The organism is Vibrio agarivorans (assembly GCF_030409635.1).
GTDB lineage: Bacteria > Pseudomonadota > Gammaproteobacteria > Enterobacterales > Vibrionaceae > Vibrio > Vibrio agarivorans.
This window is the reverse complement of record NZ_JAUFQF010000004.1, coordinates 1,425,905-1,441,206: the sequence shown is the minus strand read 5'-3', so window position 1 is coordinate 1,441,206 and position 15,302 is coordinate 1,425,905. Positions and strand designations below refer to the sequence as shown.

12 protein-coding genes, 9 tRNA genes and 1 pseudogene are annotated in these 15,302 nt (G+C 46.1%); 4 read left to right on the top strand and 18 right to left on the bottom strand.

All coding sequences use genetic code 11. The features are described 5' to 3' along the window. Nucleotides 1-57 precede the first annotated feature (57 nt). The 6 genes and pseudogenes from QWZ05_RS15240 to QWZ05_RS15215 all read right to left on the bottom strand — a co-directional run bounded on the left by QWZ05_RS15240 (nt 58) and on the right by QWZ05_RS15215 (nt 7,991). Nucleotides 58-2,910, bottom strand: a complete 2,853-nt coding sequence (locus tag QWZ05_RS15240) for a M16 family metallopeptidase (protein WP_290300807.1) — start codon at nt 2,908-2,910, stop codon at nt 58-60. Between the two features lie 33 nt (nt 2,911-2,943). Further along, nucleotides 2,944-3,405, bottom strand: coding sequence for a YqaA family protein (locus QWZ05_RS15235; RefSeq protein ID WP_290299241.1), 462 nt, complete (start codon nt 3,403-3,405; stop codon nt 2,944-2,946). Between the two features lie 184 nt (nt 3,406-3,589). Next, on the bottom strand, nt 3,590-4,720 hold the full coding sequence (locus QWZ05_RS15230) for a sodium ion-translocating decarboxylase subunit beta (RefSeq protein ID WP_264877885.1): 1,131 nt from the start codon (nt 4,718-4,720) through the stop codon (nt 3,590-3,592). 9 nt (nt 4,721-4,729) lie between these two features. Further along, nucleotides 4,730-6,506, bottom strand: a pseudogene (oadA, locus tag QWZ05_RS15225) (sodium-extruding oxaloacetate decarboxylase subunit alpha). Between the two features lie 34 nt (nt 6,507-6,540). Beyond that, nucleotides 6,541-6,795, bottom strand: coding sequence for an oxaloacetate decarboxylase subunit gamma (locus QWZ05_RS15220; protein WP_264877883.1), 255 nt, complete (start codon nt 6,793-6,795; stop codon nt 6,541-6,543). Nucleotides 6,796-7,181: 386 nt separating this feature from the next. Further along, nucleotides 7,182-7,991, bottom strand: a complete 810-nt coding sequence (locus QWZ05_RS15215) for a helix-turn-helix transcriptional regulator (RefSeq protein WP_290299240.1) — start codon at nt 7,989-7,991, stop codon at nt 7,182-7,184. A 392-nt stretch (nt 7,992-8,383) separates the two neighbouring features. Between QWZ05_RS15215 and QWZ05_RS15210 the strand changes: the two genes are divergently transcribed. Genes QWZ05_RS15210 through QWZ05_RS15195 form a run of 4 tightly spaced genes read left to right on the top strand, consistent with a single transcriptional unit; the run spans nt 8,384 to nt 11,114 of the window. Further along, a complete protein-coding gene (locus tag QWZ05_RS15210; protein WP_290299239.1) occupies nt 8,384-9,532 on the top strand; it encodes a dentin sialophosphoprotein in 1,149 nt (382 codons plus the stop codon). 17 nt (nt 9,533-9,549) lie between these two features. After that, nucleotides 9,550-9,870, top strand: coding sequence for a carbon storage regulator (locus QWZ05_RS15205; protein ID WP_290299238.1), 321 nt, complete (start codon nt 9,550-9,552; stop codon nt 9,868-9,870). A gap of 20 nt (nt 9,871-9,890) precedes the next feature. After that, entirely contained in the window at nt 9,891-10,568 is a 678-nt protein-coding gene (locus tag QWZ05_RS15200) for a C39 family peptidase (protein WP_264877878.1), read from the top strand. A gap of 30 nt (nt 10,569-10,598) precedes the next feature. After that, the gene (locus tag QWZ05_RS15195) at nt 10,599-11,114 is read left to right on the top strand and encodes a hypothetical protein (protein ID WP_290299236.1); all 516 of its coding nucleotides are present in this window, start codon (nt 10,599-10,601) and stop codon (nt 11,112-11,114) included. Between the two features lie 40 nt (nt 11,115-11,154). Here QWZ05_RS15195 and QWZ05_RS15190 read toward each other — a convergent pair whose 3' ends face one another. The 12 genes from QWZ05_RS15190 to QWZ05_RS15135 all read right to left on the bottom strand — a co-directional run bounded on the left by QWZ05_RS15190 (nt 11,155) and on the right by QWZ05_RS15135 (nt 15,161). Continuing rightward, complete coding sequence (locus QWZ05_RS15190) at nt 11,155-12,111, bottom strand: transporter (RefSeq protein WP_290300805.1); 957 nt, start codon at nt 12,109-12,111, stop codon at nt 11,155-11,157. 261 nt (nt 12,112-12,372) lie between these two features. Further along, nucleotides 12,373-12,449, bottom strand: a tRNA-Arg gene (locus QWZ05_RS15185). Between the two features lie 56 nt (nt 12,450-12,505). After that, nucleotides 12,506-12,582, bottom strand: a tRNA-Arg gene (locus QWZ05_RS15180). 56 nt (nt 12,583-12,638) lie between these two features. Next, nucleotides 12,639-12,715, bottom strand: a tRNA-Arg gene (locus QWZ05_RS15175). 56 nt (nt 12,716-12,771) lie between these two features. Next, nucleotides 12,772-12,848: transfer RNA gene (locus QWZ05_RS15170), tRNA-Arg, on the bottom strand. 56 nt (nt 12,849-12,904) lie between these two features. Beyond that, nucleotides 12,905-12,981, bottom strand: a tRNA-Arg gene (locus QWZ05_RS15165). 56 nt (nt 12,982-13,037) lie between these two features. Continuing rightward, a tRNA-Arg gene (locus QWZ05_RS15160) sits at nt 13,038-13,114 on the bottom strand. Between the two features lie 78 nt (nt 13,115-13,192). Next, nucleotides 13,193-13,285 (bottom strand) — tRNA-Ser (locus QWZ05_RS15155). Nucleotides 13,286-13,324: 39 nt separating this feature from the next. Next, nucleotides 13,325-13,401: transfer RNA gene (locus QWZ05_RS15150), tRNA-Arg, on the bottom strand. Between the two features lie 41 nt (nt 13,402-13,442). After that, nucleotides 13,443-13,535 (bottom strand) — tRNA-Ser (locus tag QWZ05_RS15145). 173 nt (nt 13,536-13,708) lie between these two features. Continuing rightward, nucleotides 13,709-13,906, bottom strand: coding sequence for a carbon storage regulator CsrA (gene csrA, locus QWZ05_RS15140; RefSeq protein WP_164649151.1), 198 nt, complete (start codon nt 13,904-13,906; stop codon nt 13,709-13,711). A gap of 76 nt (nt 13,907-13,982) precedes the next feature. Next, nucleotides 13,983-15,161 carry an aspartate kinase gene (locus QWZ05_RS15135; protein ID WP_264877876.1) on the bottom strand — a complete coding sequence of 393 codons (1,179 nt, stop codon included), beginning with the start codon at nt 15,159-15,161 and terminating at the stop codon, nt 13,983-13,985. Nucleotides 15,162-15,302 lie beyond the last annotated feature (141 nt).

The following is a 15,302-nucleotide window of genomic DNA, read 5'->3' as shown; positions in this document are numbered from 1 at the left end:
CACCATGTAGATATAAGGCATAGTAGAGAAGGCATAATTGTTTTGTATATTGGTATTTTAGTGGAGTATTTCAAGCTCGACTACGGGAATATTTAGTGCTTCTAGCTGAGGCTTAAGATTTTCAGCATCTCCAACCACAATGATCTGGTAGTCACTTGGGGTAAACCACTTCTTAGCTAGGGCATTTAATTCATCCTTGCTGACGGTGCTGACAATCTCATTGCGCTGCTTAAGATAATCTTCATCAAGACCGTAGATCAAAATTGAGCTGAGCAACCCTGCCTTTTGCGAAGGTGTTTCATACTTCAAAGCATCCTGCTGACCTACGGCTAAACGCATAAACTCAAGCTCTTGATCTGTCATGCCATTTTCACTGTAGTTTGCTAGCTCCTTTTGCATTTCAACTAGAGAAGGAATCGTCGTGTCTGCTCGAACTTGCGCATTGAAGACCACGGCTCCCACTTCCCGGTTTGCCGCAAAATACCCACTCGCACCATAGGTATAGCCTTTGTCTTCACGTAAGTTCTGATTAAGGCGGCTGTTAAAGTTCCCCGCCAAGTTAAAGTTCGCTAAAGATGTGCGATAGACCTCTCCAGTCGCATCAAAAGGTAGCCCCTGACGCACAAAACGGACAATACTTTGTGGCGCGTTCGGCTTATCAACTAAATAAATCGTTTGCTCACCTAACTTAGGCAGCACTTCAGGTTGAATCAGTGGTGAAGCCTCTCCCTGCCATTCACGTAAAAAGCTCAATTGAGAACGTACTTCACGAGCGCTCAGATCCGAAACCACAACCGCTTGCGTGCCATGCGGTGTGTAGTGTGTTGTAAAGAACTGTTTTACATCATCCAACGTTAGGCGCTCGATCGACTCAAGCGTGCCATCATTAGAGCGTGCAAAAATCGAGTCTCCATACAGCACTTGGCGTGTTGCTTGTGAGGCTAGCCAAGTAGGTTTTTGTTGCTGATACACCACTCCCTCAATCATTTGCTGCTTGAGGCGGTCAAAATCATCCTGCTCTAGCGCAGGTGTGAACAGTACCTCTTTGACAATATTCAGTGTTGGCTCTAAGTTTGCCGTCAGAGCAGAAACCGTCACCACGGTTGAGTAACTTGCTGAAGAGACTGAGATTGAACTACCGAGCTTATCAAGTTCGGCCTTGAGCTCTTCAAGACTGCGGTCTTGGCTGCCCTCTTGAACTAACGAAGCGGTCAAGCTCGCTAACCCTTCTTTGCCACGCGCCACCTGGCGCTCACCTGCAGGAATATAAAGCTGGATCGCGGTTGTTGGCGTCTCCTTGTTAGCTGTACCCAATACTTCTATGCCGTTATTAAAATAGAAGTCATATAGATCCGGAAGTTGTGCTGTCACCCCTTCTGACACCTCAGGCATCACACTGCGATCAAAGTTGTCCTCAACGGTGCGATAATCTAAGGTGCTTGCATCAACCTTGGTATACTCCGGCAACGTTCGTGGTGGCGTGGTAAATGTCGCTTGTTTAACCGCCTTATCAGTTTGACCTCTAGGCACAACACTCAATGCAACGTAAGGCTTGTTCGCGATAAATGATTGATAAGCTTGGTCAACGCCTTGTTTATTAGCCGCACGAATCTTTTCTAGCTCGCTCTGAATTCGGTCTGGCTGCTGATAGAAGGTTTCATTGGATGCAAGCTGAGAGACTTTACCGCGAACACTTTGCAGCGCAAATACAGCGCTTGCTTCAGCTTGACCTGTGATTTGCTCTAAGCGCTCTTCTGCTACCCCTTTATCAGCAAAGTCATCCATCACCTGCATGACTTCAGAATAAAGCTCATCAAGCTGACCTTGCTCACCCGATGCTCCCATCGCGTAGACATAGAAGGTACAGGCAAGTTCACCACAATCATGAAATGCACCCGCATCAACGGCTTTACGCGTTTTGACGAGCTTCTGATACAGCTCACTGTTGGCTCCACTACCTAGCGCGCTAGCGAGCATATCGAGGTTCACCTGCTGCTCTGAGCCTCGATATTCGGTTGACCAACCGAGCACTAACATCGGCTGCTGGATACGGTCTTCTAAGGTAATGAAACGCTTCTCTTCAAGCGTAACTGGCTGCTTTGGTGCAGCTTGTACCTCTGGCCCTTGCGGAATCGAACCAAAGTACTTATTGATCCACTCTAAGGTCTTCTGACTATCGATATCACCACCAATGGTGATCACTGCGTTATTGGGGCCATACCATCGCAAGAAAAAGGCTTTAAGGTCATTGACATCAACACGGTCTAAATCTTCAACATAGCCGATGGTTTGCCACGAATATGGGTGACCTTCTGGGTAAAGCGCCTCACCCATGCGTTCCCAAATAAGGCCATAAGGTCGGTTGTCATAATTTTGCGCGCGCTCGTTTTTGACGGTATCGCGTTGAATTTCAAACTTGCGCTGCGACACCGCCTCTAGCAAGAACCCCATACGATCAGCTTCCAACCATAAGATCTTTTCTAGCTGATTGGACGGTACTGTTTGGTAATAGTTTGTGCGGTCACGGTTTGTCGTCCCGTTTAGGGAACCTCCGGCCTCCGTCACAATGCGGAAATGCTCTTGATCACCCACATGCTGACTCCCTTGGAACATCATATGCTCAAAGAAATGTGCGAAGCCTGACTTACCGACCTCTTCACGAGCGGATCCCACGTGATATGTAACATCGACATGCACTAGTGGGTCTGAATTATCCGGTGATAACACAACGGTTAAGCCATTATTAAGGCGATATTTTGCATAAGGGATTTTAATATCTTTACCATCAGTAGAAGGCAGAGACTCCTCCACTAAGGTTATTCCTCCCGGTAGAGAAGACGTTGGTATTGCTACCTTCTCAGTTTGGCTGCACCCAAGCAAAGCCGTGGCAGACACTAAACCCACCAACATGGTGTGTTTCTTAAAAACTCGCATCGTTTCCCCTTAGAAAAAACCGTAAAAAAGTGCGGTGAGAACACAATAACGTGCTGCTTTACCGATTAGGACTAAAAGCGTGGATAACCAAAAGTTCATCCTCAACCAACCAGCAGCGAGACACAAAGGATCGCCAATCACTGGTAGCCAGCTAAAAAGCAGCGACCAATATCCATATTTTTTTAAATAAGCTATGGCTTTATGACCATGTTTTTCAGACTCAGTTCGATTTGGGATCCAAAGCCCGATCAGATAGTTTGTCATACCGCCTAAGGTATTACCGATAGTGGCAACGATAATGATCCAAGTCGGTGAATAAGTTCCAAGAGATAAGGTCGCAATCAAACTAGCCTCAGAGCCACCGGGTAATAAGGTCGCACTCAAAAAGCCGGTAATAAATAACACCCAAAGTGCCGAATCAGAGAACCAAAGAGCAACCTCTGAAAATAAAGTAGAGAAGAAATCAGTCATTCGCGAAATAAAAGTGCCAAAGTGTGGGGGGAAAAGCAAAAAAAGGGGTGCATTTCAGCACCCCTTGGAATATATCGTAAAACCATCACGCTGTACGGTTTGTTTACGAAGTTTGACAATTTACTGATATTTCTTCACTTATTGGTCAATGTATGACACTAACCAACGCTTGTATTAACCAACTTTACCCAACAAGCGCAAGAAGAATACCAGCGGCTACCGCTGAGCCTAGAACCCCTGCAACGTTTGGTCCCATCGCATGCATCAACAAGAAGTTTTGCGGGTTAGCATCTAAGCCCACCTTGTTCACTACTCGCGCTGCCATTGGTACAGCAGAAACCCCTGCCGCACCAATCAATGGGTTGATGTCTTCTTTCGACAACTTGTTGAGCAATTTTGCCATTAGGACACCCGCAGCGGTACCAATACTGAATGCAACCGCACCTAGGGCAAGAATACCCAACGTTTCTAGGTTCAAGAACTGCTCTGCTTGTAGCTTCGAGCCAACCCCCAGTCCCAAGAAGATCGTTACAATGTTGATCAACTCGTTTTGCGCTGTTTTTGATAAACGATCCACAACCCCCGCTTCACGCATCAGGTTCCCCAAACAGAACATACCGACAAGTGGCGTAGCTGATGGCAGGAACAGAATTGTCATAACCAACACCGCCATAGGGAACAAGATCTTCTCACCCTTGCTCACATGACGTAGTTGAGCCATTTTGATCTTACGCTCTTCCTCATTAGTCAGCGCTTTCATAATCGGTGGCTGAATGATCGGAACCAGAGCCATATAGCTGTATGCCGCAACCGCGATAGCACCGAGAAGATCTGGAGAGAGCTTACTGGCCAAGAAGATCGCTGTTGGCCCGTCTGCACCACCAATAATTGCAATCGACGAGGCATCTTGCATGGAAAACTCCATACCCGGCACATAGTTGAGTAAGATTGCCCCGAACAGAGTAGCAAAGATCCCGAACTGTGCTGCCGCCCCTAACCACAAGGTTTTCGGATTCGCGATCAGCGCGCCAAAATCCGTCATCGCGCCGACACCCATAAAGATCAACAGCGGGAAAACCCCAGACTCAATACCGATGTAATAGACGTAGTAGAGCAAGCCGCCCGGTTCGGTAAATCCCGCATTTGGAATATTCGCTAACACCGCGCCAAAACCAATCGGCAGTAGCAGTAGTGGCTCAAAACCTTTACGGATAGCAAGAAACAGCAGCGTACAGCCGACTAAGATCATGCATATCTGACCAAACTCAAAGTTGGCTATCCCTGTCCTAGACCAGAGAATCAATAATCCTTCCATGATTCTCCCTTACGATAAACTAAGCAAAGGAGCGCCGACAGTTACCGAATCGCCTTCTTTTACATGGAGATCTTGCACTACGCCACCTCGCGCCGCACGGACCTCTGTTTCCATCTTCATCGCCTCCAGGATCAGCAGTACATCACCCTCGGCCACTTGTGCACCCGCCTGAACATTCACTTTAAAAATGTTACCTGCCAATGGTGCTGGCACAGCCTCGGCATTCGCTGCTGGTTGTGCTGCAGGAGCGGCGGCTGGTGCGCTTGCGGTCGATGGAGCAACAGACGTCAACTGGCCTTGCGGACCCACTTCAACGTCGTAAACCTGGCCATCTACTTTAACACTGTAAGTTTCAATGCCACCTGCAGCAGGAGCTGCTTGAGGTGCTGGAGCAGGCTGGGCATCCGCCTCTGTCGGCGCAGGCTCAAACGCATCAGGGTTGCGACGGTTCTTGAGGAATTTCAGTCCAACTTGTGGGAAAAGTGCGTATGTCAGAACGTCATCAGCCGTGTCTTCAGCAAGAGAAATACCATCTTGTTTCGCCTTTTCTAACAAGTCCGTCGTCAGGTTATCCAACTCGTCTTCGATAAGATCCGCTGGGCGACATGTGATCGGCTCACCACCATCAAGCACCTTGGCTTGAAGTTCTGCATTAAGCTCTGCTGGCGCAGCACCATATTCGCCTTTTAAGACACCCGCAGTTTCTTTAGTGATGCTCTTATAGCGCTCCCCCGTCAACACGTTAATCACCGCTTGCGTACCGACAATTTGTGATGTCGGTGTCACCAATGGAATGTAACCCAGATCTTTACGAACGCGAGGGATCTCTTCAAGTACCTCATCGATACGATCAGCTGCGCCTTGCTCTTTTAGCTGGCTTTCCATATTCGTCAGCATGCCGCCAGGCACTTGTGCAATAAGAATACGTGAATCCACGCCTTTCAGCTGACCTTCAAACTTCGCGTACTTCTTACGAACTTTGCGGAAATAGCTGGCGATAGGCTCAAGTTGATCCAATTTCAAATTGGTGTCGCGCTCTGTGCCTTGCAGCATCGCAACAACCGTTTCTGTTGGGGTATGCCCATAAGTGCAACTCATAGAAGAGATAGCGGTATCAAGAATATCGATCCCCGCCTCGACAGCTTTGACTGCGGTAGCCGTCGATAAACCTGTGGTTGCATGGCTATGTAGTGCAAGTGGCACATCACAAGAAGCTTTAATGCGCGTGATAAGCTCTTCTGCCTCATAAGGCTTAAGCAGACCAGACATGTCTTTGATACACAGAGAATGACAACCCAAGTCTTCAAGACGCTTGGCAAGGTCAACCCATGTGTCGGCGTTGTGTACAGGGCTCGTTGTATAAGAGAGTGTCCCTTGAGCATGCGCACCAACATCGACAGCAGCTTTAACCGCAGTTTGGAAGTTACGCACATCGTTCATCGCATCAAAAATACGGAAAACATCCATACCATTCGCATGCGCACGTTCAACAAACTTCTCTACAACGTCGTCACCATAGTGGCGATAGCCTAAGAGGTTTTGACCGCGCAGTAGCATCTGCCGGCATCGCTTGTTTTAGTGCTCTCAAACGCTCCCATGGGTCTTCACCCAAGAAACGGATGCACGAGTCAAACGTTGCACCACCCCAAGTTTCTAGTGACCAGTAACCGATCTTATCGAGTTCTGCTGCGATAGGCAGCATATCTTCTAAGCGCATACGTGTCGCAAAAAGCGATTGGTGGGCATCACGCAGCACCACATCGGTAATCGAAAGTGGCTTCGACATGCTCATTAACTCCTTTTAAATATAATCTTGAAATCTATTTCGCTGTTGCTGTGCGATATTGATGAACCGCAGCAGAAATCGCAGCAACCACACTTGGGCTTACTGCTGGCGTTGAATTAGTTTGGGCACTCGTCGTGGGAATGATCGCCTGTGGCGGTACCTCTTCAGGCACCAGCTTCGACATCAACTTCACTAGATATACGAGAATGGTGAGAAATATAAAGACAACGGCCATCCCAGTTAGCATGAGAGTTGCCGCATCCATTAATTGGCTTCCAATAGTAGTCATGTTGCTTCCTTTCTTGTCATCCTGACAACTGCACTCTTATGGGGCATCCCGCCCTAAATGAGTGACCTAGCATTATCTCGACTGGTGAAATTTTGTCAATTTTGTTTAGTCGCTGTTTCTAAAATAACATCTAAAAACCAAATAATTCACATACTTGATGCAAATTGGCGATAAACAGCGACCTTCACCGATTGTTTAACTACTAGACAGGCTAATTGAAAGCACAAAATAAAACTGCGATTCGGCTTCTAAAATTCAACACAAAGGGCGTGAGGAAAATCACAGTGTTGATGACGTAACTGGCACAATACACGCTTTGAGTATAGCAGCGCTTTAGGTATATCTGTGCTTTGGGTATAAGAGCACTTCGACGCAAAGCAGGCAAACTAGGACGTGACAAGAGTTCCGTTGATCCGAGCAACTTTAATCGCATCGTGTCGAGAATGAACATCCAGTTTTTTGTACAGTTTGTAAATGTGACTTTTGATCGTGCTTTCTGAAAGATATAACTGAGTTGCAATCTGTTGATTAGAAATGCCACAAGAGAGCAGCTCTAAAATCTGCCTTTCGCGACTGGTCAGATCTTCGTGCCGACACTCTAACGCGGCATCCGAATGTCGATAGTGATGCAATAAGGCTTCAAGGTAAGAGCGCGGTAGCCACAGCCCTCCTGAAAATATGTACTTTACCCCTTCTGCCATATGGCTCACCGATGCGTTTTTAAGTAAGACGCCCTTTAGCAGCTTCCAGCGTAATAGATCTTGTTTAACTGCACCAGTGGGCACATTGTGGACCATCAAAGGCCAGCCAAAAAGATCAAAATCAGGCAGCCGGCTTTGTAGCTCAGGCTCATTTAGGCAATCGTAGTCGACAAAAACCAAGTCAACGCGCATCTGATGGCTACGAAATATGGCATCTTGTGGGGTACATAAACCCACATCTATATTCGGGAGTTGCTGTAGCTGTTTCGCAATCAGGCTCGACTGCAAGTTGCTTTCAGCAAGTAAAAGTAGGTGTCTTGTTATCATCATCTTCACCACTTCACTGACGTTGTTACACTGAGCACTCTTTGCCGACAGCGGTGTGGCCAAACAAGAGCTGATAATTTTATCGATACACAAAATATAGCACTCAAGACTGATTTCATGCGCCTCTATATCCTGCTGATTGGGTAAGAAAGTACGCCCATGGCTCATGCACAAATACAAAAATTAATACCTATTCGCTGTAAGGTCTTGTTATTAAGAGTGCTACTTCAAAGCCTCTCATTGCTCCCAATCAATCTCTCAACATTTGTTGTATATCGCTACAAAGTCAAAACCTACTTATTCAACCTTTTTTCGTTTCAACCTTCATACCCCAAACAAACTTCAGACAATGATCGAGCTTAAGGCATTGTTATATTGAACATTAATCATATTGTGGCGATTCGTTTTCCCCCTAACCTATTACACTGAAATGGCATTTCTCAGGTATGAGAATTCACTCGGTGACGATCTATCTACACTACAAACTGCTTCCACCAAGTTGGAAGCAACAAGAAGGTATGTGCAGTAACTATTAGGAAATCACAGAATGGAGTAACAACATGACTCTTCACAAAACAGGACTTGCCATCGCTGTGTCAGCGATCCTTATGAGCGGAAGTGCGTTTGCATTTGGGCCAGATGCAACGAATGAGGTTGATGACGGTAGTGGCAACAGTCAGTGGGCAGAAAGTGCAAATACGGTAGACAGTTATGACACGACAACACGCACGGTAACCGATAGTCAAAACTCGAGCACGAGTTCTACCTATGACAATGATACATCGACAACCACCGATCAAAGTGTGGCTGATAGTCATAACTCAATGTCAGAAACTAACTCAAGTTACGACAATGACACCGCAACTAACACTGATAACAGCCTAGCCAACAGTCAGAACTCAGCCACTGACACAAGCTATGACAACGACACGTCGACCAACACCGACAACAGCCTTGCCAATAGCCAAAACTCAGCCACTGACACAAGCTATGACAATGACACGTCGACCAACACCGACAACAGCCTTGCTAATAGTCAAAACTCAACAACTGATACCAGCTACGACAACGATACGTCGACCAACACCGACAACAGCCTTGCTAATAGTCAAAACTCAGCCACTGACACAAGCTATGACAACGATACGTCGACTAGCACCGACAACAGTCATGCCAATAGCCACAACTCAGCAACTGAAACCAGCTATGATAATGACACATCAACGGATAACAGCTTGGCTAATAGCCAAAACTCCGCAACGGAGACAAACTCAAGTTATGACAATGACACCACGACAGAGACTGCAACCAACACGGACAACAGTTTGACTGATAGTCAAAACACCGATAACAGTCTAGCCAATAGTCAAAACTCTGATATCGATACTGACAACAGTCTGAATGACAGTCAGAACACCGATAATAGCCTAACCAATAGTCAAAATACTGAAAACACCAGCGACAGTTACAACACGATTGAGATGGATGTTGAAATGGTTGTGGCAAGCTCCAATCTCATGGGACAAGTCTACTCAACAAGCGTGAATTATGATTCAAGCGATGAAGACTACGTACTCAGAGTGGAAAATGTCAATAACCTTGGCGGCTTCAACAATGCGGCGGGTATTACAACTGTGGCGCAAAATGCGGGGGCAAACTCTTTAGTTCAACAATCTGTTGCCACCAACGCATCGCTGTTCACAGAATAGCGAGTTAGGAGCTCCCTATGCGTATAGCACTTTGTGCACTAAGTACGATGGTTGCTATTTCTGCGCATGCAGAAGAGATTACGTTGTCTGACGAAATTAGCCTAGACGATCTGAACAACACTCGAGGCGGTCAACACATTGAGCTTGACCTATTCCACACCACTTCAGATATCGATGGTTTATTAGCAGACAACGTTGCCTCCAACACGGTAAGCGGCAATAACATACTATCACCTGGGGTTTTCGCTGACAGTTCTGGAATCTCAAACGTTATTCAAAATACAGGGAATAACGTTCTCATTCAGAACTCGACCGTTGTTAACCTTACACTCAAGTAACTCACACTCAAGTAAATGATATGAAGATATCTCTTACTCTTACCGGGCTGGTGCTGATGTTCTCGACATCAGCCTGGGCTTTAGAGTTTTTATCTCACCGAGCGCACTACTCTGTTCCGATTAAAAGCTATAAGGAGATGGTGTTTGGTGATGTGTTTCGTCAAATCTACGACTTCAGTTGCGGGTCGGCTGCGCTTGCCACAATGCTGACCTATCACTATGACAAACCCACTAGTGAAGAAGAAGCCTTTAATGCGATGTATCAAGCCGGAGACAAACAGATAATCAAAGAAAAAGGGTTTTCTCTGCTGGATATGAAAAGCTATCTGCATCACCAAGGACTCAACGCCGATGGTTTTCAAATCGAACTAACAAAATTGAAAAGCGTTGGTGTACCAGCCATCACTTTGGTGAACTTTGATGGCTATATGCACTTTGTCGTAATAAAGGGTATCAACGATCACTCGGTAATACTCGGAGATCCTTCTCGAGGCACGCTGGTGATGCCTATCGAGCAGTTTCAACCCTATTACCAAGGCATTGTCTTACTGATAAAAAACCAAGCTCAAGTCGGTAAGCAGAACTTTGTCAGTGATAACCACTTTTCAATCTATACTGCTTCACCATTAAAGAGCGGAATCAACCGAGATTCGTTAGGTATTTTTACTCTCACGCTACCTAGTTATGGTGAAAACTAGGATAGCCAAGACTCGTCAAGGAAGGCCAGCATGAGAATACATACACTGCTGTTTGTTAGCTTGCTTTATTGCTCCCTAACTCACGCTTCAGAATTAGAGTTAGATAGCCCAACACTCAGCGAGCAACAGTTGGCGAGCTACCGAGGCGGTTTTCAACTTTCACCAGAATACACCATCAATATTGGGTTAAGCATCACTAGCGCGATCAACGGTGCGCATATTTTCACAACCCACATTGCTGATCTTACGATACGAAACGGGGTGTTGATTGCGATTGAAGGCAATAGTCCAACGAGCCTCGTCAATATCATTCAATCAGGCAGTGGTAATCACGTATCGTTGACACAAGAGCACCCAAGCGCCTCTGGTATTACAGATAGCACCACGTTGGGCACTGGTGTCATCAATATCATTCAAAATACAACGGATAACAGCATCCTTGGGCTTAGCACCGTCATCGATATTGAGGCACAAGCAAGCCAAGCGATTGAACAGATCAAAGCAACACAGCAACTCAATGATGCTCTGATGAGTCATTTTCATTAATCAATCTAAGCATACAAACCACTACGAAGCAGTTTGAAGGTTAAAAGTTGAATGGCACTCGCAGTGTCAGTTGAAAATCAGGAGCATCTTCGGTCAACCCTGCTTGCGCACTGATATTGATCGACGAACGCGGACTATAGGCATAGTTAAAACCAAAATTGAAATAATCAAGTTGGAGCGCCTTGGCATTTTCTGTTGTACTGCCGTTTAACTCACTTTTCAAAATGGTTTTGTGGCTCCAGCCCAGATTAAAAGAAAGCTCTGGGTTAATCGCAAACCCTATCCCCGCCCCAACAGAAATGGTATCTCCTAGCCCAACTTTTACCTTTTCACCTGAGACAGTGACATCATCTTCAAAGTTGTAGATATAGCCGACGTTAGCGAACAAAACTGCAGGCGCAGTCGGGTAGATCATCGATAAACTTGGCTCTACACTCCAAAACCCTGAACCCGTTGGGGCCTCAGTAAACGCGCCATTATCACCAATAGAGACATCATAAGGAGACTTACCAGTATTCGACTTAACTCGCAACCCACCTATCCAGTAGGGTGTTGAGTTAAAATTAAACTGATGGCGCACTGCTAGCTCTATATCCCCTAGCCCACCACCATCCACACTGGTGTCAACAAACTCCCCTAGCGCACCATTTTGACCGTCATCCCCATCACCAAGTAAACGGGCAGATGCAGAGTCATCACGATAGACATAGGGTAAGCGAAGCTCAATTTCCGTGGCATCGGTTAAACCATAGCGCGTAGTCAGCCCCAGAGTTAATGTAGTTCTATCCGCATCACTCACTTCGATGAGCCCAATCAGTAAAGTGGGTAACACCGTATAACCCACTACTGACACTTTTTTGGCTGAGTTTTGTGTGTAACTCATTGAGGCATCAAAAGACCACTTTCCCTTAGGAGTCAGTATGCCTGAACGTTGAATCACATCGGTCACGTCTTGCGCACGCCCTGGCAACCGAGCCTCATCACTCCCCCAACTCATACTACCGGCAGAGCTGATGAGAAACAGAGTGGCAATCTTAAACGATCGGTTCACAAATATATTAGGCAGCATCGGATATGCCTCAAGAAAAAGTAAGGTGTTAAACAATTAGATGAGACGAATGGATCATTCCCTAAACGAAAGTTTAGTTTTGCGATTGTCTTGAAACAGACACAGCTCAAGGGTAAAGAGATTAGGAATAAACAAAGGTTCTGAATGACAGGCATAAAAAAACCTCGCATTAAGCGAGGTTTTAAATAGTGGCGCGTCCTGGAGGATTCGAACCTCCGACCGCCTGGTTCGTAGCCAGGTACTCTATCCAGCTGAGCTAAGGACGCACAAAGTTTTTAGTACTGAACTATTAAGTTCAATCCAAGGTCTGTGACCTAAATAGTGGCGCGTCCTGGAGGATTCGAACCTCCGACCGCCTGGTTCGTAGCCAGGTACTCTATCCAGCTGAGCTAAGGACGCGCAAAGTTTTTAGTACTGAACCATAAAGTTCAATTCAAGGTCTATGACCTAAAGAGTGGCGCGTCCTGGAGGATTCGAACCTCCGACCGCCTGGTTCGTAGCCAGGTACTCTATCCAGCTGAGCTAAGGACGCGCAATAATTTTAGTAACGAACAATACTGTTCCATACAAGGTCTGTGACCTAAAGAGTGGCGCGTCCTGGAGGATTCGAACCTCCGACCGCCTGGTTCGTAGCCAGGTACTCTATCCAGCTGAGCTAAGGACGCGCAAAGTTTTTAGCATTGAACAGTGTAGTTCAATTCAAGGTCAATGACCTAAAGAGTGGCGCGTCCTGGAGGATTCGAACCTCCGACCGCCTGGTTCGTAGCCAGGTACTCTATCCAGCTGAGCTAAGGACGCGCAATAATTTTAGTAACGAACAATACTGTTCCATACAAGGTCTGTGACCTAAAGAGTGGCGCGTCCTGGAGGATTCGAACCTCCGACCGCCTGGTTCGTAGCCAGGTACTCTATCCAGCTGAGCTAAGGACGCGCAGTGTGAACCATGTCACATAAACTTTCTTTTGAAACAAAAAAATTGACTCTAGGTCAATATCCATTTGCGTAAAAATGGCGGTGAGGGAGGGATTCGAACCCTCGATACGGCTACAAACCGTATACTCCCTTAGCAGGGGAGCGCCTTCAGCCTCTCGGCCACCTCACCGTCAATTCTCCACAAGTCCATAGACTCATAAAGAGAATATGGCGCGTCCTGGAGGATTCGAACCTCCGACCGCCTGGTTCGTAGCCAGGTACTCTATCCAGCTGAGCTAAGGACGCGCTGTTTGTTTCAATTTGCTAAAAAGAAAGCAGTGCAAGAATGGCGGTGAAGGAGGGATTCGAACCCTCGATACGGCTACAAACCGTATACTCCCTTAGCAGGGGAGCGCCTTCAGCCTCTCGGCCACCTCACCGTCTTGCGGAGGCACATATTACGATTTACCAAAAATAAGTCAAACATTTTCTTGGCAAAATTTGGAAAAAATCGAACAACCGTTGGCAAATTAACCAAAGCATTCAAAATTTGTACTTTTATGTGCCACAAGTAACAAAAAAGCCAGCATATCGCTGACTTTTCCTGTGCTAATTAGTAGCTGCTTGGAGCAACGTTGCCATTGCCTTTTTCAGCTTGAATTCGCATGTAGATTTCTTCACGGTGTACAGAAACTTCTTTCGGAGCGTTAACACCAATACGTACTTGGTTACCTTTAACACCCAAAACAGTCACAGTCACTTCATCACCGATCATTAGAGTTTCGCCAACACGGCGAGTCAAAATTAGCATTCTATGCTCCTTGAGTCATCTCTTTAGCTATAAGGCTTAATTATCTAACAAAAATTGACGACGGGTAAACCGCCTATTACCCCAGAAACGCCTTTTTCGGATGAAAATCCATGGCTTCCGCCGTTGTAATGTAAGCATCATGCAGTATGTTTGCAGCTTTGTCGATACAATCTGGTAACATAACCAAACTCATTGACTGTTTAGCCATAGAAACATGAACTACATCAATATCCTGAGGAGCCAATAACTGCGAGGTATGCTCGGCTAATTGTTCGGCAGCAGTACCAACAACGGTCAATAAACTCACGCATTGATAGCCTAACAACTTGTCTTCACACACCTGTTGCAACTTAGCTAAACAGTCCTCTTTTAGTAACAAAGAGGATTCATTGACGACATCCCATACTGAGACACCTAACATCATGCAGTGTTTGCGAATCGCTTCTACTGATTCCGGAATAACTGAAACCAATGTCAATCCCCGCTGAATAGCTACACCACACACGGCTTGCTTGCACTCTTCACCTTTAATCAAACTTCCCTGATTAACGTTGAAGGTCGACAACACACGCAAAGGCACTTGCTTTTGCCATGCTGTCTGCACTGAAGGTAAATGTAGCACCTTTGCGCCTTTTCGTGCCATTTCTTCCATCGAAGGAAAATCGACAACATCAAGACGTTGTGCTGACTTTACGACTCTAGGGTCACAGCTATACACGCCATCAACATCAGTAAAGATCTGGCACTCATCAGCCTTTAGTGCACCAGCCAATGCGACAGCACTGGTATCTGAACCACCTCGACCAAGAGTTGTTATATCCCCATTTTCATTGATCCCTTGAAAGCCTGCGACAATGATAATTTGTTCATCATCGAGTAGCTGTTCAATTTTACTCGTATCAATGTGTTTTATCGTGGCATCGTTATGTTGGCCATCAGTAATGATGTTAGCTTGACCGCCAGTAAGAGAACGTGCGGAGTGCCCAAGTTTACTTAACGTCATTGCTAATAGTGCCATTGACACCTGCTCTCCTGCGGAAAGCAACACATCGAGTTCTCTTGCGTTAGGCACACAATCTACCTGCTGAGCTAGGCCCATAAGGCGGTTTGTCTCACCCGACATTGCGGAAACCACAACGACAACTCGATTCCCATCATTTTTTGCTCTAATGATGTGTTCAGCGACAATATGAATGTTCTCAATTGAGCCCATCGAAGTGCCACCGAACTTTTGCACGATTAGGGATTTTTTCACCAGTCTTCACCTTCCCGAGACAATTTGTCTCTTTAGTACCAACCCAAGAATAGCCTAAAAATCAGCCATTAATGACCTGATAAAATTAAATAAAAAAACCAAGTGGTTTGTCGGCGCGGATTATACGCCAAGAAAACCACT